The organism is Enterococcus sp. 5H (genome assembly GCF_028128615.1).
Classification (GTDB): Bacteria; Bacillota; Bacilli; order Lactobacillales; family Enterococcaceae; genus Enterococcus_L.
Window position 1 is genome coordinate 172,515 of sequence record NZ_AMDP01000014.1, and the last position, 26,558, is coordinate 199,072.

Below are 26,558 nucleotides of genomic sequence, written 5' to 3' on the forward strand. Positions count from 1 at the left end.
GCAATGGATCTTTGTAACAATCTTGGGGAATCTTTTTTTAGGCTTGTGCTTCGATTTCTTCTAATGTTTCTTCAGTAATTGGTTGATTTGTTTCTTGTGCATAGTTGATAGCATCCATTTTTCTAGCGAAAGGTAGGTAAATGAAGAAGCCAAGTGTTAAAACGAAAATTTGTAATAATGCTGCTTGCCATCCGCCTACAAGTAAACCAGAAATAATTGGCGGTGTTGTCCAAGGAACTTGAACCGCTGTAAACAATGGAACCAAGCCCGTGTATAGTGCAAAATACGTGATAACTGAAGAAACGACAGGTGTTAAAATAAATGGAATTGCCATAATTGGGTTCATAACAATCGGTGTTGCAAATGTAATCGGTTCATTGATATTAAATACCGCAGGACCAATAGACAAACGACCCAATTGTTTAAATTGTGCAGATTTTGCAAAGAAAACCATGTAGACAACTAAACCAATTGTCATTCCAGCACCAGTTACAGTTAAGAATTGATCTAAAAATTGTTGTGTTACGATGTGTCCACCGTTTGCAACAGTCAGTGCTTTACCAGAGTTTAGAATATCAGTATTTTCCAAAGAATTCGCTTGTAAAATAGGGCCCATAATTCCACCGACGATAGTTGATCCATGAACGCCGAAGAACCAAAATAGAGGAACTAAGAAGCCAAGGACTAATGCGCCACCTAGGGAATCAGTAACACCTTGCAGTGGAGATTGCAATACGTTGTAGATAAAATCAAAGAACGTTGTTTTAAAGACTTTATCAAAGAAAATATAAACAAACATTGCTCCAGTAATTAAAGCTGCTGCTGGAATTAGTGCTGTAAATGAGTTTGCTACGTTTTCAGGTACTGCTTCTGGTAATTTAATCCGAATATCATGACGTAAGAACCAGCTGTAGACCCAGCCGACAATTAGTCCGACAATAATTGCGGTAATCATTCCTTTACCGGCAGTCCAGTCTTTATTGATAATATTGCCGATCGTTACACCACTTTCTGTATCAGTGATTTCAGAAGACATAAATAAAATAAAGACAACAAGTGAAATCATTCCGGCAGGTAAACCCTCAAAACCTTCTGTTTTTACATAAGAATAAGCAATCCCGATAACAGCGAAAACAGACATGATAGCAAAAGATGCACCGTATGCTTGATTAAAGTAAACCGCAAGACCGCTGTCAGTAATCCATTGAGCTGCCGATTCGATTGGCAGATTAGCTAAAAGTAAGAAAATGGAACCGACGATAGTAAAAGGCATTGTATACAACATACCATTTCTTAATGCTGTAATTGCTTTCGTATTTACGAATTTTAAAACGGGCGGCAGAACTTTTTCATTAATCCATTCATTCATTCTAAACCTCTCCTTTGTCTTGGCTAAGTAAGTAACAATAATTGCTTGTAGTGGTATTCATTTTAAGCGGCCGCTGCTTTTGTATGTTTTTTGAATACGTTTACATTTATACTATAAAAGAAATTTAGCATAATTTAAATAGTTTAAGGTCGTTGAGGAACATGTACCAAACAAAAAAACAAAAGTAATTATTTTAGACGAAAAAGTGAGTGGGACAAAACTAAAGATCAGTTTTGTTTCACTCACTAGATCCGAATAGACGGCGATAAAAAAGCAGCTACTGCACTTCGTTCCGATCACAACAATTTCTAAGAGCTAAAGCTCTAAGAATTGAAGGCTTCGGAAATAAGTCGAAATTGCTATGAAACACAGTGAGGTACGAACTGATGTAGAATAGTACCTACTTGGTTCAAAAATTTGAAGAGCACCGAGTAGGTACCAGTCATCATCCATTCGCAAGCTCATGGTGATTCTTGGCAATTTTCGTGAATTCCTTCTTATTGCTGTAAAACACAACGAGAACCGAGTTGATGTTGCACAGTACCTACCCGGTTCTCGGAGCTCTTTTGTCTCAGACTCTTTACTACTTATCTAATCTGTATTTTTATCTGAAATTATTTTACTAGCCTGATGTGCAAGTAATTCAATCAATGCAACAACTGGAATTTGTGTCGTAATATTAATAAAAGGATCACTGTATTGTGAACGCTCATCCGGCATATAATAGGAAATATTGTAATCTGCTAAACGAGCAATCGTCGAATGTTCATCATTGGTAATGCTGAGAATTTTCGCGCTGGAACGTCTAAAATCAGTTACTTGTTTAATTACTTCGGTTGTTTCACCTGAAACAGATAGAATAATTGCTAATGTATTTTCAAACCCTCTTTGGGGAATCGGTGTAAACGGATCATCAATACTATAGGCATTAATGCCCATATTAGCAAAATAACGACTGCCGTAACTGCCAAGAATCCCGCTAGTGCCAATACCAGAGAAAACTACATGCCGCGTGTTAGCAATCATATTTATGGCTGGCTTCAATGTTTCGTAATAAGTTTGTTGGTTAATGCGTTTTAAAAAGGAATCTATATGGAGTGTTGCATCATAATATTGTTCAAACGGTTGTTGCTGTTTTTCTTTTTTCACGGCGTATTTTAATTCTGAAAAACCAGCAAAACCCATTTTCGTACAAAAACGTAGAATCGTTGAAGTTGAAACGTGACAGTCTGCAGAAAGCTGGCGAATAGTCAATTCAGGAATCTGTTCCATATGATCTAAAATATAATGATAAACAAGCATTTCTAACTCATTTAATGACTGAACTTTTTCTAAATCAAACAAAAAGATCCCTCCTATAAAAATAACTATTCCAGTTTTTGTTTTATCTTTTTATATTGTACAGGAAACCTGGGGATTTCGCTTCTAATTTCTATTTTAGAGCAAACAAACCAGTGGGATAAATATCTTCGCAACTAAAAGCGAACTTTTGAAGTATTCAATAATTTAGGCAAATAAATCAAAAAAGCTTGTTATAAGTAGTCTGTAATGTTAATTTGAGGGTTGTTTCTTAGCTTATTAGTAGTGAAAATCTTAAAATTTCGAAAAGTTGTGAAAAAAATCACAAAAACTATTTACAAGAAAAAAATAATGTTGTATGATATACATGTGAAATAGTTAACAAAGAGTTTTTGAAATAAATCACTTTCTAGGAGGATCACAATGGCTAAAACAATGACAAAAGAAGAAGCGAAAACAGTTGATGTACAAGCAATGATTGATGAACTAGCGAAAAAAGCAAATGTTGCTTTAAAAGAAATGGAAGATTTTGATCAAGAAAAAGTTGATCACATTGTGCACCAAATGGCAATGGCTGCCTTAGATCAACATATGCCTTTAGCGAAAATGGCAGTAGAAGAAACTGGTCGTGGAATTTATGAAGATAAAGCAATTAAAAATATGTATGCATCAGAATATATCTGGAACAGTATTAAACATGATAAAACAGTTGGCGTAATTAACCAAGACGAACAAACTGGTTTAATTGAAATTGCTGAACCAGTCGGAGTTGTCTGCGGGGTTACACCGACAACAAATCCAACTTCAACAACAATTTTTAAAGCTCTAATTGCAATTAAAACACGTAACCCAATCGTGTTTGCTTTCCATCCAAGTGCGCAAAAATGTTCTGCTGAGGCTGCGCGTATCGTTCGTGATGCAGCAATTAAAGCTGGTGCACCTGAAAATTGTGTACAATGGATCGAACAACCATCATTAGAAGCAACTTCAGGTTTAATGAATCATCCTGGAATCGCGATTGTTTTAGCAACTGGTGGAGCGGCAATGGTTAAATCAGCATACTCAACTGGTAAGCCAGCATTAGGCGTAGGTCCTGGTAATGTTCCTTCATATATCGAAAAAACTGCGAAAATCAAACGTGCAGTTAACGATTTAATCGTTTCTAAATCATTTGATAATGGTATGATTTGTGCTTCTGAACAAGCAGTTATCGTAGATAAAGAAGTTTATGCAGCAGTGAAAGCTGAATTTGAAGCACATCAAGTTTATTTCGTTAAACCAAACGAATTGAAAAAATTAGAAGATGCAGTTATGAACGAAGGTAAATATGCTGTTAATCCAGCAATCGTTGGTTACTCTGCTGAACACATTGCTGAATTAGCTGGCATTAAAGTACCAAAAGGCACTAAAATCTTAATTGCTGAACTTGAAGGAGCTGGAGCTGAATACCCACTTTCTCGTGAAAAACTTTCACCTGTTTTAGCAATGATGAAAGCTAAAAATGCTGAACATGCTTTTGATTTATGTGAAGCGATGCTTGAATTAGGCGGATTAGGACATACTGCTGTGATTCATACAGAAGATGAAGATTTACAAGTGAAATTTGGTTTACGCATGAAAGCTTGCCGTATTTTAGTTAACTCTCCATCTGCTGAAGGTGGAATTGGTAATATCTACAACGAAATGATTCCGTCATTAACTTTAGGTTGTGGATCATACGGTAAAAACTCTGTATCTAAAAACGTATCTGCCGTTAACTTGATTAACGTGAAAACTGTAGCGAAACGGAGAAATAATATGCAATGGTTTAAATTACCGCCAAAAATTTTCTTTGAAAAAAATTCATTACAATACCTACAAAAAATGGAAAACGTAGAACGTGTAATGATCGTCTGTGACCCAGGAATGGTTCAATTCGGTTATGCAGATACAGTTCGCAAAGAGTTACAAAAACGTAAAAACGACGTACAAATTGAAGTGTTCTCAGCAGTTGAACCAAATCCATCTACAAATACAGTATATGCTGGAACAAAAGTTATGGTTGACTTTAAACCGGATACCATTATCGCATTAGGTGGCGGATCTGCAATGGACGCGGCTAAAGGAATGTGGATGTTCTATGAGCACCCAGATACAGAATTCTTCGGCGCAAAACAAAAATTCTTAGATATTCGTAAACGTACGTACAAAATTGACAAACCAGTTAAAACACAATTCGTATGTATTCCAACAACATCTGGTACTGGTTCAGAAGTAACACCTTTTGCGGTTATTACTGACAGTGAAACACATGTAAAATATCCATTAGCTGATTATGCACTAACACCAGATGTAGCAATCGTTGATCCACAATTCGTTATGTCAGTTCCAGCTTCTGTAACTGCCGATACTGGTATGGACGTATTAACTCATGCGATTGAATCTTATGTTTCAGTAATGGCATCTGATTACACACGTGGTTTAAGCTTACAAGCAATTAAATTAGTCTTTGAACATTTAGAAAACTCAGTGAAACGCCCAGACGCTGAAAGCCGTGAAAAAATGCATAACGCATCAACAATGGCTGGTATGGCTTTTGCCAACGCCTTCTTGGGAATTTGTCACTCAGTGGCACATAAAATTGGTGGAGAATATGGTATTCCTCACGGACGTACAAATGCGATTTTATTACCGCACATTATCCGTTACAATGCCAAAGATCCTTCAAAACATGCAATGTTCCCTAAATATGACTACTTCCGTGCTGATACAGATTACGCTGATATTGCGAAATTCTTAGGTCTTAAAGGGAAAAATACAGCTGAATTAGTGGATTCACTTGCAAAAGCTGTTTACGATTTAGGTGTATCTGTAGGAATCGATATGAACTTGAAAGCACAAGGTGTAACACAAGAAATTCTTGATTCTACTGTAGATCATATGGCTGAACTAGCTTATGAAGATCAATGTACTACAGCTAATCCAAAAGAACCATTGATTAGTGAATTAAAACAAATTATTATTGACGCTTATAACGGTTAATAAAAGTATGAAGAAGAGTAGCTGAAAAGTTACTCTTCTTTTTTTACGATAAGATGTATAATAGCACTAAAATGTTGGGAGGAACAACAAATGACTATTAGAGAAACTAAATTAACAGATATCAAAGCAATCAATCACTTGAATACTTTTACATTGCAGCATGAATACCCTTTAGAAGAAGCGGAAAAACAGCTAGTTTATTTATTGTCATCACCAACGAATCAATTATTTGTGAAAGAAATCGACGGAAATGTCGTAGGTTATATCCAGCTTGCTGAATATGTATGTACCTATGGACCACGTTTGATGAATGTTTTGGGTCTTGCTGTAGAACCAGCTTGTCACAACCAAGGGATTGGTAAAGCATTGCTAATCCATGCAGAAGAATGGGCAAAAGAAAGTGGGGCTGATGGAATTAGACTGAATTCTGGATTAGAGCGAACGCAAGCGCATAAATTTTATGAGCACTTAGGCTACAAAGAGGTGAAAAAACAAATTAATTTTAATAAGTTATTCAATTAGAGCGAGATTTTTTCAAATAAGACATCCAGAAGATATAATGAAATTAGGAATTATATTATTGAAACAAGAAAGGATGAATTAGAATGCCAAAATTTTCTCCATGTTTATGGTTTGATGGAAGTGTGGAAGCTGCTGCAGAATTTTATGCGGATGCATTTGAACAAGGAAAAATCAATCATGTAGACTATTATGTTGATAGTGAGCATCAGCCAAAAGGATCTGTTTTAACTGTAACGATGACAATTGCCGGACAAGAATTCATTTTGTTAAACGGTGGACCAGAGTTTGATTTTACACCAGCTATTTCATTTTATGTAGAATGTGAAACAGAAGAACAAATTGACCAACTTTGGAATAAGCTGAGCCAAAATGGTACTGTTTTAATGGAATACGGAGAGTATCCATTTAGTCCTAAATTTGGCTGGTTAAACGATCAATACGGAGTTTCATGGCAATTGGTGTTGGCAGAGCGACCTCAATCAGTAACGCCTGCATTTTTATTTACGCAAGATAAGTCAGGAAAAGCTGAAGCAGCAATGAATAACTGGATTGATATATTTGGTGATGGTCATGTGGAATATGTTGAAAAAAATCCAGATGGAACAGTTGCTCAAGGTCTATTTACAATGCATGGACAACCTTTTAGAGTAATGGATGGTGGTGCGGTAGATCATGCGTTTACCTTTACAATGGCGACATCTTTTTACGTTTATTGTAAAGATCAAGCAGAAATTGACCGTTTATGGTTAGCCGTTACGACTAAAGGAAAAGAGTGGCCTTGTGGCTGGATGGAAGATGAGTACGGCGTATGTTGGCAGACAGTGACACAAGATATGGGAAAATTATTGGATAACTCTGATCCGGATCGCGCATATCGGGTAATGCAGGAATTGTATAAAATGAAACGAATTGATTTGGCAAAATTGAAAGAAGCGTATGAAGCATAATTTTAAATAATGTTGATTGAAGTAAAAATACCTTGATAATTTAGCTTAAAGCTAATTTTCGGGGTATTTTCAGTGTATTATTTTCTGAATGTTCAGAAAATAACTTTACATTTATTCCATTATGTTATAAAATAATTACATAAAAAGAAAGGAGTTGTTTATAATGAAGAATTTGAAAAGAAAAGTTTTAGTAGTTGGTGCATTGTTATTTTTATTCGGGGGTGGAGTATCTGCTGCAGCTGTTGCTTTTAATACTTTTTACGGTGGTGTAACGGGGGTTCCAGGATATGGTACAACTTGGGGTTCGTATCATCCTAGAGGTAAACGTGTGTATGTGACAGCTAAAGGTAAAACAACTAGGACTAGTTACGCAAGTTCAGGTGGATCGGCAAATGCAACTGTTCAACGTGCGTTTAGCGGAAATAAATCATATTGGGGAAATGCGTAAATAAATATCGAGACAGAAGTAACTCTTTTCTAATTTTTTAGGATTGAATACCTCTGTCTCAATTTTATTTTATCATTTGAAGGAAAATAGTATGAAAAAAATTTATCGAGTATTACTAATTATCACTTTATTTTGCTTATTTTATACGTTATCGGTTATTTTAAAAGAGTCAGTTGATTTATCAATACCAAGTGTCAAAGCAACAATTGAAGTTGAAGAATGGGATAGAGAAACTAGTGCAAAAGAGATATATTTAGCATTGAAAAGCTACGCTCAAGCGAATAATGTTGATGTACATAAAATAGTATTCAGTACTGATTCAGAAGGTGATGAACTCAAAAAAATATTTACATTTTCAGTGGGAGAAAAATCTAATTATTCATATAACAGTACAGATTTTCAAACAAAAGTCCTTTTTTTCGATAGTAGTGAACTAACTAATGAAAATGTAGTAGGAAGTTATGCTTTAACCGAAAAATTACCTCAAAGTGCTAAAGCAGATTTTGAATCTTTAGGTCTGATAGTGAATATTGAAAAAGTCAGTGTGGTATTACTTTTTTTAGGCAGTTTATTTTCTACTATAGGTTTATTGTCTACTATTCTAATTTTTGCAACTATGTTAGCAAATGTTTTTAGTAAAATTGCTCAGATGAAAAAGTATGGGATTTGGGAGATACATGGAAAAAGTATTACTTTATTATCTTTCAAAGAAGATGTGTTTGATATTGTAATCATAACTTGTAGTGTTGCTGTATTCATTTTTATGTATCCTGTATTTTGGAAAATATATTTACTTATCGGCATAATCATTATTCTTTGTACGTCTTTACTCAATACGGGAACGTCTATGCTGGTTTGTAAATCAGAAAAGACAATAGAAAAGATTAAAGGGAAAAGACCATCTAATGTATCTATTGGACTAAATTTAGCCCTAAAAATAGTTATCCTAGTTGTATTTGTTTTTTTCGCTGCAAGTCTTTCAGCTGAATTGAAAAAAAATAATGAAGCATATAAAGGACTTTCGCAATGGGAGAAAAATAGTAACTATCACCAATTACATTTTAGTAATGCAACAACATTATTTCCAAATGCAAATAAATCTGAACTAGAACGAAAAAAGGAATTTATGGAGATCAATAAAAAGTTATATCCTTTGTTTGAAGAGGCTGAAAGTAACGGTGGAATATTAGCTGTAAACAACGAATATTTTTTAAATGAAGTAGGTGGAAGCTCATTATATATAGATTCTGTGCCTTTTATGACAATTAATCATAATTTTTTAAAAATTTCTTCAATTATGGATTATGCAGGAAACAAGTTGAACTCATTATCAGATAATAAATTTTACGTTCTAATTCCTGAAAAAGAAAAAGTTCAAACGAAAAGGATTGAACAAGAAGCAGAAGAAGTAATTTCTATCTACCAAAATTTATACGATGAATCCTCTAAGAATTTTAAAGGAGAATTGGAGACGATTTATGTTGAGTCTGACCAAGAAGTATTCAATTTTAATGCTGAATACCCAGAGTATAGTTTATCTAAAAACCCAATTATATTAGTCGTTTCACTGAAAGCAATTGGTACTAATATTGGAAATCTAATCGCAAACGTTTCTCAGGGACAATACTTATTTTCAAATAAAGATCAGGTCAATCAATTTATTGAAAATAATAAGTTAGAAGAAGAGTTTTTTGGACTAATTTCAGCTCAAGATTCTGCTATCAATATGCTAAAGAGAAATCGACAGGAATACTCATTGAAGATTGTATCTTTGGTTATTTTGTTTATTATTTTTATAGTAGTTCAATTTTATATTAGTTTATCTTATGTTGAATTAAATCAAAAAAAATTATTTTTGCAATACATATTTGGAATGAGTTTTTTTACTAGACATTATCTATATTGTCTAATTGTTTTGTTAGTATCATTTACTACATTAGGGTTCATAACAAGTTTTGATAAAGAATATTTTCCTATTGTTTGCAGCTTGATAATTTTTGAAACGATCTTGCTATTTTTTACAATTATTATTTCAGAAAAGATCAAACGTTTAGATATTATAAAAAAGGAGAACTAAAAGACACGATGTTGAGAATTAACAATATAGGTAAAAAGTATAGAAACAATTATATATTTAAAAATTTATCATTTACTATTGCTCCCGGGGAAATGCTGGGAATAATAGGTGCTAGTGGATGTGGCAAAACAACCTTGCTTAACTGTATAGGACAACTTGAAAAATTAACACATGGTTCAATTATTTATGGTGACAATCAAATTACCAAAAAGAATAAGAAAAATTTTTTTAAATATGAAGCAGGTTTTTTATTTCAAAATTTTGCTTTAATGGACAATGAAACGGTCAAAGAAAATCTAAAAATTGTTTCGGATGATGAAAGTAGAATAAAGTCGTTGTTGAAAAAACATGGAATAGGGGAATTATTAAATTCAAAAGTGTATGAGTTAAGTGGTGGAGAACAACAACGGGTAGCACTTGTTAGATTAATTTTGAAAAATCCTAAAATAATTTTTGCTGATGAACCAACGGCGTCTTTGGATAAGAAGAATGGTGAATTTGTTATGGAGGTTTTAAAAGATTTTAGTAGTCAAGGGAAAATTGTTTTAGTTGTGACTCATAATCAAGATTTTATTAAATATTTTGATAGAATTATCAATTTAGATGAAGAATAAATGGTTCATAAATTAAGTAAAGCTACAGTTTAAAATCATACTATGGGTAGCTAGTAAAAACTACAATTAGACTACTAAGACAACGTTTACCATGAACTTTTTAATGGATAATGTTTGGTATGATAATGCAGCTTATTTTTTACCAGCGTTTATTCGGATGTAGTATGTGACGTAAAACTAATTTTCCAGTTTAAATATGCGCCCGTAAATTTGTATTTTTCACATACAAATTTACGGGCGCATACTATTTTAACCTATATGCTTATTTAGAATTCCTTTTCGCAAAAGGCTGATATGCAATACCACGACTTTCACACCAATGAATAATTTCGCTTGAAAAAATTATATCTGTTGTTATTAATTCAGCAGTATTCTTTTTACCAAGTAAAGTATATAGCATTTTCAGCTCGTCTTCCCATTGATGAATAAGTTCAATTGTGTCATCTAAACCATAGATCATCAGATGGTTCAAAATAGTCCCAGCAACTCCCGCACTTTTTGCCCCTAAACTCAGAGCTTTCACAATATCAAAAGATTGTCGAATGCCACCCGAAGCTAGGATAGTTACATCTCGTTGCCAATTCGCGGATTCTAACAGAGAGAGAACGGTTGATTGTCCCCAATCTGTTAAGAAATTTAACTCTCTTTTTTTTCGACGTGCATTTTCAATTTGAGTAAAACTTGTTCCACCTTGTCCACTAACGTCAATCGCTTTAACACCACGCCAGACTAATTGTTCAATGGTTTCACTACTCATACCAAAGCCGACTTCTTTGACAATGACTGGTACAGGTAAATGAGCAACAATATCTTCAATATTATCCAACCAACCATGGAAATTTCGGTCACCTTCCGGCATAACAAGTTCTTGTGGTAGGTTGATATGGATTTGCAGGCCGTTAGCATCCAGTAAATCAACAGCTCTTTTGGCTTCTTCTAAAGAAAGCCCCGCACCGATATTTGCCCAAATAACACCGTTTGGGTTTTCTTTGCGCATGATTTGATAAGTCTCTTTTAAACTTGGATCTTTTAAAGCAGCATTTACTGAGCCAATAGCAGTCATAACACCAGTTTCTCTAGCAATAATTCCTAACTGCTGATTGATTTCTTTAGCACGTTCACTCCCGCCTGTCATGGCATTGATGTAAAAAGGTTGTTTGAAGGATAATCCGCAAAATGATGTTGAAAGGTCAACTTCATCTATAGCTGTTTCTGAAAATGAATGATGTACAAAGCGAATCTGATCAAAATCATTGCTTTTTTCTTTATGAAAAGCTTTGGCTAATGAGATGTGTTCATCTTTTCGATTCATTTTTCTCCTTCTTTCCGTAAGAGTATACATGTAATGGCAGCGGGGTAATCCCATCTTTTTCCCAAGCAGTCATTAAAGGAAGAATTCCTGATTTTTGCTTAAAGATTACAATACCGCAATCACCACCGCCGGCACCAGAAGATTTAGCTGCTCCGCCATAAGGTTCAGCTAAATCACATAATTTTTTTAATGCTGGCGTTTCAATTGCGACACCAGTTATTGACGTTAATTGTTGAAGCAATAGTCTGTTTTGACCAATTTGTTTTTGGATTAAAGAAATATTTTGCGAATGAAAACCATCAATCATTGTCTCAACACAGCTTTTACTTTGATCCAGAAATTGTTGATAAGCGATTTCTTGAACTTCTTTTGATTGATTAACTTGATCGACCAAATCAGATGTTGATGCAGGGCTGCCTGTCCAGCCAATAAGCAGACGTAATTTTTTAGGAACAGTTAACGGCTTAATCATTAATTTTGGCCATGATATTTGAAGTAAATCGGTCAAACTCATTTTATTAGTTTGATCCTTTATCCATTGGTGATCAAAAGTAGAAAAAGCAATCCAGCCGCCATAACAACTAGCAGCAATGTCTCCACAAGAACCATTTCCTTGAACTTCTAGATGTGCAAGAGCAGATAATTTAAAGATATCTGCTTCAGTTAAATGTAAATCATAAAGTAAACCTAAGGCTTTCACAGTTGCAACAGTAACTGCACCGCTGGAACCTAAACCATATTTTCGACCATTGGAATTATCTAATTCACTTGTTACCTTTAAGTGATAGAAAGACAATTTTTTATTTTGTTCTTGGGCATATTTTTCAGTTAGACGTATCGCAGCTAGTACATAGTGAAACGGGTTTTCCCGAATATCTAAGACTAGTTCATTATTTTTTCTTGTCCAACGAACAGGAAGTGAGCTATATTGGGCTGACTGAATACTACCTACGTTTTCAGCTGTATCAAGAGTTACCGTGACAAATTGATCGACTGCAACTAGAATTGCAGGATGTCCCGGCTCTACAACGGCATATTCTCCAGCAATAAATAATTTTCCCGGCGTCATAACTTCTATCATAATTTTTCTGCTCCTTCCACTGGTATTAAAGCAATTTCGGGTCCAGCATTCGCAGTTATCAATTGCGATTTCGCAAAATGATCTGCAAAAAATGTTTTTAAAGCAGTCAGATTTTTCTTTTCTACTAAAATTTTAACATTTGGACCAGCATCCATTGTAAAATAGCATGGAATTCCTTGTTGACGCATCTGACGTACTAATTGCATAACTTTGATGCTTTCAGGTGACCAATAAGTAAATGGGGGGACGGCAGCTAATGTTGTCCCATGCATGCGCAAACCGTTTGCTTCGGTCACTTCACCAAGCTTAATAAAGTCTTTTTCTGCAATAGCTTTTTTAGCGGTGACTAAATCTTCTTCAGTGGTTTTCAGCCAGCCAGAATAAAAACTTGATGTTTCAACAGTGCGGCGCATACCGTCACGACTGGAAATATCTTTTACTCCATCATCAACTAAAACAAACAGCATCGCTAAATCATTTTCCCAACCGTCAGAATCAATCGCTTTTCCGAAAGAGGTTTGGTCCGAATCGCCTTTTTTCCATTCAGCAAAACCACCAAAAATACTACGGCAGGCAGAACCCGATCCGCGTCGAGCTAAACGAGATAAATCTTTTGGACTTAAATTTAAATTTAAGGCTTCACTGCAAGCACCTGCAAGAGCCGCTAAACCGCTGGCAGAAGAGGCTAATCCAGCTGCTGTTGGTACAAAATTTTTACTATCTACTTTGGCAAACAACGATACATCTTGTTGTTGACGAACAAGGGATAAAAATTTAGCTACTTTAGCTGTTTGTTTCGTATTTTGTTTTATGCCATCTAAATAAAAGATATCTTCCGTTAATTCTTCATCAAAAATCACACTGGTTTCGGTATAAAAAGCATCTAAAGTTAATGAAAGGCTGCTATTCATAGGTAAAATTAATTCTTCATCCTTTTTACCCCAGTATTTGATTAATGCAATATTTGTATAGGCGCGTGCTTTACCAACGTACATTATTTTTTCACCTCTAATGATTGAATCCATGTTTTTTTTGCTCCAGAATCTGCTAGAGCTTTTGCAATAATGATTGCTTGCTCTTTTGAATCACTCAATGCAATCATGCAACCGCCACGACCACCGCCAGTAAGCTTTGCACCTATAGCGCCATGATCTTTAGCTGTTGAAACTAGTTGATCCAGTTGTTGATTACTAACAGTTAGTGCTTGAAGCTGTTTTTGTGCTTGATCCATACTTGCACCAAGTAAATGGATATCATCTGTCAAAATAGCTTGCTTAGCTAGCTTGGTTAAACGTCCTAATTCAGTGATATGACGTGAAACAGTCTTTTTATTTTGTTTAAAAAGATGAGCTACATCTTTAACTGCTTCTCTAGTCTGCCCTTTGATACCTGTGTCAGCAACAATCAAGTATCCTTTAGATACATTCATTGAAAAAGTCTCTAGGGAATGACCTTTAATAAAAAAGATCGGTTCATCTCCACTGGTTGCAGCAGCATCAATCCCACTAGGATTACCATGCGCAATTTTTTCCGCAAAATTAACTAGTGGTAATAATAATTCTGGTGAACATTCAGCATCGAAAAAATCAAACAACGCACGAACGATAGAAACGGCAACCGCAGCGCTAGAACCCATTCCGCGTTCTGGGGGAATAGAGCTAGTGATGGTTATCTTCAAAGGTACGTTCTCTTGATGAAGAGCAATCAAGGCTTGATTAATTACTTCTTTAACACTTTTTAACTGCGACGGAAAATCTGCCAATTCTCCGGAAAAATAGTGACAATCCAAAGTCGTGACAGTTGCAAGTGCTATATTTGTTGTGATTACGGCTTCTTTGAAAGGGAAGGCAATAGCTGGTTCACCATATACTACAGAATGTTCGCCCATCAAAATTATTTTACCTGTTGCTTGACCGTAACCAGTTTTTTCTTTGTTCATTATAGTAAACAGTCCTTTTATTAAAATATCAAATGATTTATATACTAAGATGTACCACACAAGATCATAGTTTAACACTTATCCTATTAAGAGTACCACAAACGATTCCTACGAGCAAAGCACCAAAAAGATTAATTGTATTAGCATTTGTGAAGTTAAGTAGTAAATAAGTACGACCAATAGTCAAAAAAAGTTGTGAAAAACTTTCTTCAATATAACGCAAATAACTAGTATCACATGTGGTTGCTATTAAAGTAAGTACGGTTTTTTGTATGTAAAGTGACGAAAACAAATTAGCAAGAAGTGTTTTCAACTTAGACTAGTTTACCAAAAAAGTGGATGAAGTAAAATCATTAGATTCTTTTTTAAGGAGAAAATTAAGAAGTTAATTGAAATGACGTGATGTAATTAAAAGAATAGTATCATTTTTTCTGTTTAAGGATCATTTAAGTTTCTAGTTTTATCATTAAAAGTGAGACAAGAGACTGTGGAGGTTTGAAAATGAAAAGACGTCTATTTTATAGTTTATTAGTGGTTATTATTTTACTAGGTGCAGGCTACTTAAAGCGAAGCAAAGGGCTATACACTCATACAGCTAATGAGATAACAGAAGATACAACACAACAAGCCTTGGCTTTATCCGTAGAAGACGATGATACTTCAGTAGAACAGCTTGTCAAAGTTGGTAAAGAGGATGCAAGCTTATATAGTGAAGCGTCAGAGAAAAGTAAAAAAATTGCCGAAATTAATCGCGGTGAGCTATTAGAGCTGCAAGAGGTAACGGATCAATGGTATCAAGTCATAACTAACGATGGAGACATTGGCTATATCTCCCCAAATGACAGCCAGTTAATAGAACGTCCGGCACAAACGATGCCTAAGTCACTAGCAGAAGCAACCATTGTTTTGAATCCTGGACATGGTGGTGATGATACTGGAGCAATCAGTAATTCTGGTTGGATCTATGAAAAAGATGTTACTTTAGAGACAGCGGAAATAATTAAAGCTGCGTTAGAAGAGCAAGGAAGCACAGTCATTTTAACTAGAGATGGAGATATAACGGAAGACTTAGCGGAAGTTGTTGAGATAAGTAATGAAAATGAAGCTGACATTTTTATTAGTTTACATTATGACTCTTCAGAAAATATGAACGAAGCTACAGGAACGACCACGTATTATTATTATGAAACATATGGAGACTTAGCTGATACTGTCAATGAAGCGTTGGCTACTAATTTACCTTTAGAAAATCGAGGAGTCACTTATGGAAATTATCAGGTACTGCGAGAGAACACACAACCAGCTCTTTTACTGGAATTAGGATATATGAACTCAGATTATGACTTAGCTATTTTTAATACCGAAGAATATCAGACAACTGTAGCCAACGCAATTATTGAAGGATTGACCACTTATTTTCAGTCTGCTAACTAATCATAACCACCCTTCAAAAGGGTGGTTTGCTCTGAGGCTATAAGCCTCTAGTACTAGCCAGCGCCTTAAGACGCTGGCTTTCACTTTACGTTCAAGCCACATTGGTTTTGTCACTTTTGCCACCTCTTAAGAGGTAGGTTATCACTCTCTAACCTTTAAAAGGGTTCGCATATTCTTTTGTACTTAACTTATCTATCACTTTATCATGTTTTTCCTGCTCTTGAATGTATTTCTTTATAGTTACTTCATTCAATCCCACTGTACTCACATAATAGCCTTCTGCTCAGAAGTGACGATTCCCAAATTTATACTTTAAATTTGCATGCTTATCGAATATCATCATCGCGCTTTTTCCTTTCAGATAACCCATAAAACTTGAGACACTTATCTTCGGTGGAATACTCAGCAGTAGGTGGACATGATCTGGCATCATATGACCTTCCAATATCTCTACTCCTTTGTAGCTACACAATCGCTTAATTATCTCTTGTAGACTTGCTCGGTATTGATTATAAATGATTTTTCTTCTATACTTTGGGGTGAATACAATATGGTATTTGCATAACCACTTTGTATGGGCTAGGCTATTTGTCTTAGTTCCCAATTAGATCTCTTCCTTTCGTTTTCAATATGGCCTGAACAACTATATTGTAACTCTTGTGGAGAGATTTTTTTGTATAACTTTTACTTTTCCACCCGCATAGCAGGTGGTTTTTTGTTTCGCACGCTTCGCGTACTCAACTGGGTCTGAAGACATAATAAAAAATGAGCCAAAATCAAGTTCGATTTTGACTCATTTTAGATTATTCAATAATTAAACCCAGTCCCGCAGCGATTGTCACGGCTTGTTCAGTTGTGACTTTTAAACCAGCCATAAATTCTTGTGACAAAGCAATTTTTTCAAAAGTACTTTGTTTTAAATCAAGATCAGCTAACTTTGTGTGAAACCAGCTACTACCAGTCAATGAACATTGGTCAAATAAAAGATTGTTCCAAGTTACTTCAACAAATTCTGTCTGGTTTAAACTAGTTTTCTTAAAATGAACTACCTTTTGATTAGTTGAACTAAAAGAAGCATAATCCGCTAAACAGTCTTCAAAAAGGCAGTCGCGTAAATAACTTTCCGCAAAGTTTGTTCCAGTCAATTTACATTGAATAAATTGAACTTGATGAAAACTTGCCCCAATCCACTCAGTATTGGAAAAGTCACAATTTCTAAAAATCACATTGCTGCATTCAAATTGTTCAAGATGATTTCGATTCATGACTAACTTGTCAAATTGGCATTCTCTAATAATTAAATTACGTACATCCTGATAGCTTAAATTTTGATCGGTTAATGCAATTCCTTCAATAATAATTTCATCTTCTAATGAAATGAAATCACTGTGACTTAACCTAGGTAACGCTGGCGCAACAGGTTCTTTTATTTTCATACCTATAACCTCCATTGTAATGACAAAACTGGTTCGATTATTCCGTTTCTTTATCTAAATTTTCATTTAACTGATAGGCTCGGTTATAAAAACGCAGACTAGTTGTTAAGACATAAGCACCTAAAAGTCCAAGTAAACTTCCTAAAACAATTCCGATCAATCGATAATTTAACAGACTCACCATATATTGATGTCGTGCTAAATTTGCGAGCAGTAAGGACATTGGGGTAGTAAAAAAGTTTGCTACAGTATAATTCCTTTTGATAAAGAACTCTACAGTTATAAAGAAAAAACAGATTAATAAAATAGATTGTAAAGATGTGAAAGAAAAACTTAAAACAAATGCTGCAATTAATAACCCAATCATCGTCCCAAAAATCCGCTGCATATTTCGCTGTATGATTGCCCGCAGATTATCTCCTTGTAAAACTGCCGCACAAGAAACAATCATCCAATACGCATTAGTTAGATGTAAAGACTGACTGATATAAGTAGCTAAAAATAAAATAGCTGCATAATGCAAAGCATCTAAAAGAGCAGCTGGATCTGTGTAAAGGCGTTCTTGTAACGATACTTTTTTGGTTGGTGTAATCTTGACATCACCTTCAATAAAGTAAAGAACGGTTGCGACAACAAGTGAAGTTAAAATCCCCAATAATACATAACTCATCATATAAGGAACTCTATCCAATGGAATTTTAGTTCCAGACCCCATCGCAGTCACCATGACAATGAAAAAAGCACCAGGCTTTGAAATCCCATATAATCTGAAAATAATTCGGGCACAAAATGCAATCAGTGCAATCGAAATTGGAATTAACCAAGGAATATGAGTAGTCAGCATACCCACCAAATTTCCGAAAAGTAAAAATAGACCAACAGAACTTAAGCGGATCAATAAATTTTTCAAAGGTAAAGACTGATAATAAAGAAAGGTAAAAATTCCTAGAGAGCCGAAACTGCCAATTGTTAAATTGTTGGAAAAATAACCGATAAATAATGGTACTGCCATACAAATCCCTGCACCAATTAATTGAAATGGCGCATTTTTGGGTTTATGAAATACAACTAATTCTTTGAAAAAAGATGAACGATGCATCTAATCACTCCTTTAACATTAACTTTGAAATTTTGACAAAAAAATTAGAGACGTTCACTCCTTTTATTTTCCACTATCCATTTAAAACAGGTGGATAAATGAATGAAATAAATTAAAATCGTGCATATTCTTACATTAACATGTTAACTTTAGATTAGAGCCCAAGACTCCTACTCTATTAATCTAACATACTTTTTTATACTAATACAATCGCTTTTGTAAGCTTATTTCTAAGAAATCACTTCAAATGAAGATATAATTTAATGATGTTAGTATTAAGAAAAAATAAGATTATTCTTGATTTTTTAATCTAAAAATTGTAAACTATACCTCAGTACAATAAATAATTATTAAATTCTGATTTTTCAGAAAATACTCAGGGTAATTTTAGGGAGGAAAAAAGAATGAATTTAAAGAAGTCATTTGCTTTTGGATTTATCACTTTATTTAGTTTATCACTAGCAGCATGTGGTAACGGTGGATCAACAGACGACAGTGGTTCTAAATCAGCTGACGGCAAACCAAGTGGAGAGCAAGTTTTCCGCGTAAACGTATTACAAGAAATGCCAAGTGCTGATTTATCATTAGCAACAGATACAATCAGTTTTACTGCATTGAATAATGTATATGAAGGAATTTACCGTCTAGATTTAGACAATAACCCAATTCCAGCTGGCGCTGCTGAAAAAGCAGAAGTTAGTGAAGATGGTACAGTTTACAAAATTAAACTGAATGAAGATGCTAAATGGTCTGATGGTAAACCTGTAAAGGCTGAAGACTATGTTTACGGCTGGCAACGTACAGTTGATCCTGCCACAGCTTCAGAATATGCTTATTTATATGAATCTGTTAAAAATGGTGCAGCCGTTAATGCAGGTGAAGTAGATAAATCAGATTTAGGTATTAAAGCTGTAGGTGATTACGAGTTAGAAATCACTTTAGAAAAAGCAACACCATACTTTGACTATCTATTAGCATTCCCATCATTCTTCCCTCAAAGACAAGATATTGTGGAAAAATATGGTAAAGAATACGCTGCAAACAGTGACAATGCTGTTTACAATGGCCCATTCGTTTTAGCTGATTTTGATGGACCAGGTACAGATACTGAATGGTCATACAAGAAAAATGATCAATATTGGGATGCTGATACTGTAAAATTAGATGAAGTTAAGACAAATGTTGTTAAAGAATCACCGACTTCTTATAATTTATTCCAAGATGGACAAGTTGACGATATTATCCTTACTGGTGAATTAGCTCAACAAGCTGCTAACGATCCTCAACTAGTTATCCAAAAAGAAGCTTCAACACAATATATTGAATTAAATCAAATTGATGATAGTTCTCCATTTAAAAATGAAAACTTAAGAAAAGCGATTTCTTACTCAATTGACCGTAAATCTTTAGTTGAGAACATCTTAGGTGATGGTTCAGTTGAACCTAAAGGTTTGGTTCCAGCAGACATGTCTAAATCTCCAGATGGAAAAGTAGACTTTGCAGAAGCCGCTGGTGACAAGATCGAGTACGATAAAGAAAAAGCTAAAGAATATTGGGAAAAAGCTAAAAAAGAATTGAATATCGATTCATTAAACTTCGATATTTTATCTTCTGATGCTGATTCTTCTAAGAAAACTGTAGAGTATGTACAAGGAGCTATCCAAGAAAACTTAGATGGCGTAAAAGTGACTGTTAGTCCAGTACCATTCTCTGTTCGCTTAGACCGTTCAAGCAAAGGGGACTTTGATACTGTTATCGGAGGCTGGGGAGCTGATTATGCTGACCCAAGTAGCTTCTTAGACCTATTCCAAACAGGAGTATCTTATAACCGTGGACGCTATAGTAACCCTGAATACGATAAATATGTTCAAGCTGCATCAACAACCGATGCCAATGACCCAGAAAAACGTTGGGATGATATGGTTAATGCAGAGAAAACAATTATGGGCGATATGGGTGTGATTCCACTTTATCAAAAAGCAGAAGCTCGTCTACGCGCTGAAAAAGTTAAAGATGTTGGTTTCCATCCAGCAGGTGCGCAATTCGATTACAAATGGACATACATTTCAGAATAAGCTGAAAGTATGTTAATAGTAAAGGACCATTGCCCTCTTTGAATAAAAAGGCAACGGTCCTCTTGCTATCTTTGCTTAGAAAAAGTAAAATAATAAAGAAACAATAGAGACGCTCAGTAAGATACCTCCCGTTTCGAGCCAGTAAAGCAGATGTGCTTTACCAATCTCAGAAAGTGGGATAAATTCTTTCGGTTCATTTTTCTTTCTAAAACGAAAATGCATTTTCATAAAACGTTGGAAATTATCAAAAAATTCTGAGGACATGATCCAAAGAGCAAGACCGATAATCAGAAAGAACAGTGAAACAATGAAAAAGGTATCAGATATAGAACGGATAGTTAGTGACTGTTTTACTAATAGGTAAGTAAAAATACCGATGCTTGAGACCGCAGAAGTAATCAAGGGCCATTTTAAATTTTTCATGTGCTCATCCTTACTTAAATTTTCTATCCCTACTTTATCGAAAAAAACTGATGAAGTCAAAATAATCTCGGAGGTGTCATTCTTGAACAGTTTTGGAAAATATTTTCTTAAACGGGTCTTTTTCATGATCGTCACATTGTGGCTGATCGCGACGATTACGTTTTTCTTAATGCAATTATTACCAGGTACTCCTTATACCAACCAAGAAAAACTTAGTCCAGAAACAATTGCTATGTTGAATAAGCAATCTGGTTTAGACAAACCGGTAATCGTTCAATATGGTATTTACTTAAAAAATCTACTTGTTGGTGATTTTGGTATCTCATTCCAATTTAAAAATCAACCTGTAGCGAAGCTTCTAGCAGGCCGTATTGGACCTTCAGTGCAATTAGGTGCGCAAGCCATTATCTTTGGTACCTTTGTAGGTATTCTACTTGGGATTATCGCAGCAATGCGTCAAAATACTTGGGTTGATACCTTAGCTACTTTAATGGCAATCTTAGGACGCTCCATTCCTAACTTCGTTTTTGCCGTACTATTACAATACATTTTTGCGATGAAACTAAAAGTTTTACCGATCGCAATGTGGAATGGTTTTGCCTATACTATCTTGCCTACAATCGCACTTGCGATGAGTCCGATGGCCGATTCCGCCAGGTTTATTCGAACGGAAATGGTTGAAGTTTTACATAGTGACTATGTAGAGTTGGCGCGTGCAAAAGGTTTGAGCCGCTGGCAAGTTGCTTTTAGACACGGACTTAGAAACAGTTTGATTCCATTGATTACATTGTTAGGACCTTTAGCTGTCGGATTGATGACAGGTTCTTTAGTAGTTGAAAATATTTTTGCTATTCCAGGGATTGGTGAGCAGTTCGTAAAATCAATTATGACGAATGACTACCCAACGATTATGGCAGTTACAATCTTGTATTCTGCATTACTAGTATTCGTGATTTTAATCGTCGATTTACTTTATGGATTAATTGATCCGAGAATTCGTGTTTCAGGAGGTGCCAGAGGTTAATGGAAACAGTTAATTTAAACAATGTACCAGATAAAATTAAAAAAATTCCAGCTGGCGATTTTCAGCCTTTGGATACATCGACAACAAAAGAACGCGAACGTATTGCAACTCCGTCACTAAGTTTCTTACAAGATTCTTGGCGTCGTCTGAAGAAAAATAAAGCTGCTGTAATTTCTTTAGTCTTTTTAGGAATCATCATCTTTATTTCAATTATTACTATTTGGGTGTCACCACATGACCCAACGCAACAAAATGTTGCGTATATTAACTTGCCGCCTCGTATTCCATTTTTGGATAGTATCAATGGGTTCAATGGAACAGCTACTGTAGCTGGACAAGTTGTTGATAAATACGCGCAAGCAAATGTTCCTGATAATGTAAACTTCTACTTAGGTACAGATGGTCTAGGCCGTGACGTGTTAAGCCGTTTGTTTATGGGAACTCGTATTTCATTATTAATTGCTTTTATCGCTGCTCTTCTTGATATCACGATCGGAGTAACTTATGGTCTGATTTCTGGTTTGCTTGGCGGACGTGTTGATACTGTGATGCAACGTGTTTTGGAAGTTCTTTCTGGAATTCCAAACTTAGTTGTAATGATCTTGATGCTGACTGTTTTTGATCCAGGTATTCTTTCTATCGTTTTAGCGATGGTTATTACTAACTGGATTTCAATGGCCAGAATTGTGCGGGCACAAACCTTGAAACTAAAAGATCAAGAGTTTGTTTTAGCTGCTCAAACATTAGGTGAATCTCGCCTGAAAATTGCCGTTAAACATATTTTGCCGAATATCTCAAGCGTGATTATTGTTCAAATGATGTTCAGTATTCCGTCAGCAATTTTCTTCGAAGCGTTTCTAAGTTTCATCGGTTTAGGATTAAGACCGCCGACCGCTTCTCTTGGAACTTTATTAAATGAAGGGTATAAAACGTTCCGTTTCCTTCCATATTTGATGTGGATTCCCGCTGTAACGTTGTCAGTTATCATGATTTGTTTCAACTTACTAGCTGACGGACTACGTGATGCCTTCGATCCTAAGATGAAAGAGTAGAGTGAATGACTATGGAAAAAGTATTAGAAGTAAAAGACTTACAGATTTCTTTTGATACGTTTGCTGGTAAAGTAAATGCTATTCGCGGTGTTAGCTTTGAGCTGTTTAAAGGAGAAACTCTGGCAATCGTAGGAGAATCAGGTAGTGGGAAATCAGTTACTACTAGAAGTATCATGCGATTACTAAGCAGCAATGCAAATGTTGATAATGGAGAAATTCTGTTTAAAGGCGAAGATATTGTAAATAAAACGGAAAAACAAATGCAGGCCATTCGTGGTAAAGAAATTGCAATGATTTTCCAAGATCCGATGACTTCATTGGACCCAACAATGCCAATTGGCAAACAAGTTGCTGAATCATTGATTAAACATAACAAAGTTTCTAAAAAAGAAGGTTTAGAGCAAGCCTTAGAACTGCTAAAATTAGTAGGAATTCCAAACGCTGAAAAACGTTTGAAAAATTATCCTCACCAATTTTCAGGTGGTCAACGTCAACGTATCGTTATTGCGATTGCCTTGATTTGTTATCCAGAAGTTCTAATTGCTGATGAACCGACAACCGCATTGGACGTTACAATCCAAGCGCAAATTTTAGAATTACTAAAAGATTTACAACAAAAAATCAGCACATCAATCATCTTTATCACCCATGATTTAGGTGTAGTAGCAAACGTTGCTGATCGTGTTGCTGTAATGTACGGCGGACGCTTGGTTGAAGTAGGAACATCAGAAGAAATTTTCTACAATCCTCAACATCCGTATACATGGGGCTTACTAGGTTCAATGCCGACAATGGAAGGTACTGAGGAAAAACTATATGCTATTCCTGGTTCTCCGCCGGATTTATTAGATCCGCCTAAAGGTGATGCTTTTTATCCGCGTAACGAGTTTGCAATGAAAATTGATGCAGAAGAAGCACCGCCGTATTTTGAAGTGTCACCAACACATAAAGCTGCTACTTGGCTATTGGCACCTCAAGCACCAAAAATTACCCCTCCAGCTGAAATTGTGAGACGTTGGGCGATTTATGCTGAACGTCATAAGGAAACAACAGGAGGTGCTGAATAATGAGTGAAAAAAGAAAAGTACTTTTAGATGTAAAAGGGCTAAAACAATATTTTAACGTAGGACGTCCTGATGAAGTTAGAGCCGTGGATGATATTAGTTTTCACATCTATGAAGGTGAAACTTTTGGTCTTGTTGGAGAATCCGGAAGTGGAAAATCAACAACAGGCCGTAGTGTCATTCGTTTATATGATCCTACTGATGGAGAAATCGTCTTTGATGGCGAAGATATTAGTAAGATTCGTTCAAAATCAGCGATGCAGGCATTTCGTCGTGAAGTACAAATGATCTTCCAAGATCCGTATGCTTCATTGAATCCAAGAATGAAAGTCAATGATATCATCGCAGAAGGAATTGACATCAATCATTTAGCTAAATCACCTGCTGAACGTGAGGAAAAAGTTAATGAGTTGCTAAAAGTTGTTGGACTTGATCCGAGTCATGGAACTCGTTATCCACATGAATTTTCAGGTGGTCAACGTCAACGTATTGGGATTGCTAGAGCTTTAGCTGTTACTCCGCGCTTCATTATTTGTGATGAGCCAATTTCAGCTTTAGACGTATCTATCCAAGCCCAAGTGGTTAACTTATTACAAGATTTACAAAAAGATTCTGGTTTGACTTATCTGTTTATTGCCCATGATTTATCAATGGTAAAACATATCAGTGACCGTATCGGTGTAATGCATAGCGGTAGATTATTGGAAATGGGTTCAAGTGATGATGTATATAATTTTGGTGTACATCCTTATACTGAAAGTTTATTGTCAGCTATTCCATTACCAGATCCAGACTATGAACGCACGCGTAAACGTATCGTTTATAAACCTCAACCTGAAGATGGTAAAGAACGTAAGTTAAGAGAAATTACACCTGAACATTACGTTTATTGTTCTGAAGATGAGGTAGAAATATACCGTAAAAAAATTGAAGAGAAAAAAGCCAGAGCGATCCACGAATAATCGTTTTGAAATGTAAATACTAGCTAAGAAAAGATTATTTTCTTAGCTAGCATTTTTAACAATTAGATGAATGAATCAGTTTTCATTGTGATATAATCATTTTAAATTAGCTTCTTAAGTTCGCTTATCTTTTTATTTTGTTAGGGTGGTATGATAATGAAGGTATTGAAAGCGTATAAATACAGACTTTATCCTACTTTATTACAAGAAGAGTTTATTAAAAAAACATTTTCTTGTGTTAGGCTTGTGCACAATCTTTTATTACAGGAGAGGATTCAAATTTATAAGGCGTTGAAAATAAATCCTGAATTAGAGATAAAATTACCTACGCCAGCTCAATATAAAAAAGAATATCCTACCCTAAAAGAGGTAGATAGTTTAGCTCTATCAAATGCGCAAGTACATTTGGATCATGCATTTAAAAAATTTCATCGAGAAAAATCAGTTGGATTTCCGAAATTAAAACAAAAGAAAGATTCTGTTTGTTCTTATACAACGAATAATCAAAACGGTACGATAAAAATTGTCGATCAAAGATATTTAAAAGTGCCTAAGCTGAAATCGTTAATTAAGGTGAAAATGCATCGACCAGTAATAGGAAAAATAAAGTCAGCAACTATTTCTTTATCGCCTAGCAATAAGTATTTTGTATCGATTCTTTGTGAAGAAGAAATACCTAAAGTGCAAAAGACACACTCTGCAATCGGGATAACTTTAGGCGTTTCAGAATTTGCCGTTTTATCGAATGGTAGACGAATTGATAATGATAAGTATACCAAGGCATTTGAACAGCGAATTAATAGAGAAGAGCGAAAGTTAATACGGCGTAAAGAAATTGCTAAATCAAAAGGAACCGATCTTTCTCAGCAAAAAAACTATCAGAAGCAAAAATTGAAAGTCGCCAAAATGCGGGAAAAATTAATGAATCAGCGAATTGATTTTCTTAATAAACTTACGACTGAAATTATTCATCAATACGATTTAATTTGTATTGAGGATATTCATCAAGAAGATTTTCATAGAAACAATAAATTGCATCGCGGAGTTTCAGACGTTTCATGGGCGTTATTTGTTTCGAAGTTAGAATACAAAGCAGACTGGTATAAAAAAAGATTAATCAAAGTTTCAGCTTGCAATAAATGTTCTGAACATTCAGAAAATAATGATATAAGTCGAATGTTTATTCAAGATATTAATGAGAAAAAAGGGAAACACGATCCAGAAACAGCCGCCAGTATTGAAGTCTTAATTTCGGGATTGAAAAGTACCGATAACACGTAATTTGAATAACTGTAGGGACTACAGGGCTAGCCTAGGGTATATAAGATAGATATAGCGATTATTCGATCATTTGTCTTTT

The 26,558-nt window shown here is 35.1% G+C and carries 22 protein-coding genes and 1 pseudogene; 13 read left to right on the forward strand and 10 right to left on the reverse strand.

Annotation, left to right across the window (positions count from 1 at the left end; all coding sequences use genetic code 11):
- Window positions 1-37: 37 nt before the first annotated feature.
- Complete coding sequence (locus C240_RS04475) at window positions 38-1,369, reverse strand: PTS sugar transporter subunit IIC (protein ID WP_271491538.1); 1,332 nt, start codon at window positions 1,367-1,369, stop codon at window positions 38-40.
- Window positions 1,370-1,960: 591 nt separating this feature from the next.
- On the reverse strand, window positions 1,961-2,713 hold the full coding sequence (locus tag C240_RS04480; protein ID WP_271491540.1) for a MurR/RpiR family transcriptional regulator: 753 nt from the start codon (window positions 2,711-2,713) through the stop codon (window positions 1,961-1,963).
- A gap of 378 nt (window positions 2,714-3,091) precedes the next feature.
- On the opposite strand from C240_RS04480, the gene adhE reads away from it, so the two are divergent.
- From adhE to C240_RS04510, 6 genes are all read left to right on the forward strand, one after another.
- A complete protein-coding gene (gene adhE / locus C240_RS04485) occupies window positions 3,092-5,689 on the forward strand; it encodes a bifunctional acetaldehyde-CoA/alcohol dehydrogenase (RefSeq protein WP_271491542.1) in 2,598 nt (865 codons plus the stop codon).
- Window positions 5,690-5,779: 90 nt separating this feature from the next.
- Window positions 5,780-6,211: a GNAT family N-acetyltransferase gene (locus tag C240_RS04490; protein ID WP_271491544.1), complete on the forward strand. Its 432-nt coding sequence runs from the start codon at window positions 5,780-5,782 to the stop codon at window positions 6,209-6,211.
- 83 nt (window positions 6,212-6,294) lie between these two features.
- Window positions 6,295-7,158: a VOC family protein gene (locus C240_RS04495; protein ID WP_271491546.1), complete on the forward strand. Its 864-nt coding sequence runs from the start codon at window positions 6,295-6,297 to the stop codon at window positions 7,156-7,158.
- A 163-nt stretch (window positions 7,159-7,321) separates the two neighbouring features.
- Window positions 7,322-7,606: a lactococcin 972 family bacteriocin gene (locus C240_RS04500; RefSeq protein ID WP_271491549.1), complete on the forward strand. Its 285-nt coding sequence runs from the start codon at window positions 7,322-7,324 to the stop codon at window positions 7,604-7,606.
- Between the two features lie 91 nt (window positions 7,607-7,697).
- Window positions 7,698-9,683 (forward strand): hypothetical protein, encoded by a 1,986-nt coding sequence (locus C240_RS04505; protein ID WP_271491552.1) that lies wholly within the window; start codon window positions 7,698-7,700, stop codon window positions 9,681-9,683.
- Window positions 9,684-9,691: 8 nt separating this feature from the next.
- Entirely contained in the window at window positions 9,692-10,297 is a 606-nt protein-coding gene (locus C240_RS04510; RefSeq protein ID WP_271491554.1) for an ABC transporter ATP-binding protein, read from the forward strand.
- 262 nt (window positions 10,298-10,559) lie between these two features.
- On the opposite strand, the gene fni is transcribed toward C240_RS04510, so the two are convergent.
- Genes fni through mvk form a run of 4 tightly spaced genes read right to left on the reverse strand, consistent with a single transcriptional unit; the run spans window position 10,560 to window position 14,629 of the window.
- On the reverse strand, window positions 10,560-11,609 hold the full coding sequence (gene fni, locus C240_RS04515) for a type 2 isopentenyl-diphosphate Delta-isomerase (RefSeq protein ID WP_271491556.1): 1,050 nt from the start codon (window positions 11,607-11,609) through the stop codon (window positions 10,560-10,562).
- On the reverse strand, window positions 11,593-12,690 hold the full coding sequence (locus C240_RS04520; RefSeq protein ID WP_271491559.1) for a phosphomevalonate kinase: 1,098 nt from the start codon (window positions 12,688-12,690) through the stop codon (window positions 11,593-11,595). The genes fni and C240_RS04520 overlap by 17 nt, the downstream gene beginning before the upstream one ends.
- The gene (gene mvaD, locus C240_RS04525; protein WP_271491630.1) at window positions 12,687-13,685 is read right to left on the reverse strand and encodes a diphosphomevalonate decarboxylase; all 999 of its coding nucleotides are present in this window, start codon (window positions 13,683-13,685) and stop codon (window positions 12,687-12,689) included. The genes C240_RS04520 and mvaD overlap by 4 nt, the downstream gene beginning before the upstream one ends.
- On the reverse strand, window positions 13,685-14,629 hold the full coding sequence (gene mvk, locus C240_RS04530; protein WP_271491562.1) for a mevalonate kinase: 945 nt from the start codon (window positions 14,627-14,629) through the stop codon (window positions 13,685-13,687). The genes mvaD and mvk overlap by 1 nt, the downstream gene beginning before the upstream one ends.
- Window positions 14,630-15,130: 501 nt before the next feature.
- Here mvk and C240_RS04535 point away from each other — a divergent pair.
- A complete protein-coding gene (locus C240_RS04535) occupies window positions 15,131-16,063 on the forward strand; it encodes an N-acetylmuramoyl-L-alanine amidase (RefSeq protein ID WP_271491565.1) in 933 nt (310 codons plus the stop codon).
- 148 nt (window positions 16,064-16,211) lie between these two features.
- Here the strand turns inward: C240_RS04535 and tnpA are convergent.
- The 3 genes and pseudogenes from tnpA to C240_RS04550 all read right to left on the reverse strand — a co-directional run bounded on the left by tnpA (window position 16,212) and on the right by C240_RS04550 (window position 18,598).
- Window positions 16,212-16,667 (reverse strand): annotated as a pseudogene (tnpA, locus tag C240_RS04540) (IS200/IS605 family transposase).
- 199 nt (window positions 16,668-16,866) lie between these two features.
- Window positions 16,867-17,499, reverse strand: coding sequence for a pentapeptide repeat-containing protein (locus tag C240_RS04545; protein ID WP_271491568.1), 633 nt, complete (start codon window positions 17,497-17,499; stop codon window positions 16,867-16,869).
- Between the two features lie 37 nt (window positions 17,500-17,536).
- Entirely contained in the window at window positions 17,537-18,598 is a 1,062-nt protein-coding gene (locus tag C240_RS04550) for an FUSC family protein (RefSeq protein ID WP_271491571.1), read from the reverse strand.
- Window positions 18,599-19,002: 404 nt separating this feature from the next.
- On the opposite strand from C240_RS04550, the gene C240_RS04555 reads away from it, so the two are divergent.
- Window positions 19,003-20,673, forward strand: coding sequence for a peptide ABC transporter substrate-binding protein (locus C240_RS04555; RefSeq protein ID WP_271491574.1), 1,671 nt, complete (start codon window positions 19,003-19,005; stop codon window positions 20,671-20,673).
- Between the two features lie 75 nt (window positions 20,674-20,748).
- Here the strand turns inward: C240_RS04555 and C240_RS04560 are convergent, their stop codons facing one another.
- Window positions 20,749-21,096, reverse strand: a complete 348-nt coding sequence (locus C240_RS04560; protein ID WP_271491576.1) for a DUF3899 domain-containing protein — start codon at window positions 21,094-21,096, stop codon at window positions 20,749-20,751.
- Window positions 21,097-21,178: 82 nt separating this feature from the next.
- Between C240_RS04560 and opp1B the strand changes: the two genes are divergently transcribed.
- The 5 genes from opp1B to C240_RS04585 all read left to right on the forward strand — a co-directional run bounded on the left by opp1B (window position 21,179) and on the right by C240_RS04585 (window position 26,479).
- Window positions 21,179-22,120 carry an oligopeptide ABC transporter permease Opp1B gene (gene opp1B / locus C240_RS04565; protein WP_271491579.1) on the forward strand — a complete coding sequence of 314 codons (942 nt, stop codon included), beginning with the start codon at window positions 21,179-21,181 and terminating at the stop codon, window positions 22,118-22,120.
- Window positions 22,120-23,172 carry an oligopeptide ABC transporter permease gene (gene opp3C / locus C240_RS04570; protein ID WP_271491581.1) on the forward strand — a complete coding sequence of 351 codons (1,053 nt, stop codon included), beginning with the start codon at window positions 22,120-22,122 and terminating at the stop codon, window positions 23,170-23,172. Before opp1B ends, opp3C begins: the two co-directional genes overlap by 1 nt.
- Before the next feature lie 5 nt (window positions 23,173-23,177).
- The gene (gene opp1D, locus C240_RS04575; RefSeq protein WP_271491582.1) at window positions 23,178-24,239 is read left to right on the forward strand and encodes an oligopeptide ABC transporter ATP-binding protein Opp1D; all 1,062 of its coding nucleotides are present in this window, start codon (window positions 23,178-23,180) and stop codon (window positions 24,237-24,239) included.
- The gene (locus C240_RS04580; RefSeq protein ID WP_271491585.1) at window positions 24,239-25,198 is read left to right on the forward strand and encodes an ABC transporter ATP-binding protein; all 960 of its coding nucleotides are present in this window, start codon (window positions 24,239-24,241) and stop codon (window positions 25,196-25,198) included. Before opp1D ends, C240_RS04580 begins: the two co-directional genes overlap by 1 nt.
- A 156-nt stretch (window positions 25,199-25,354) precedes the next feature.
- Window positions 25,355-26,479: an RNA-guided endonuclease TnpB family protein gene (locus C240_RS04585; protein ID WP_271491588.1), complete on the forward strand. Its 1,125-nt coding sequence runs from the start codon at window positions 25,355-25,357 to the stop codon at window positions 26,477-26,479.
- Window positions 26,480-26,558 lie beyond the last annotated feature (79 nt).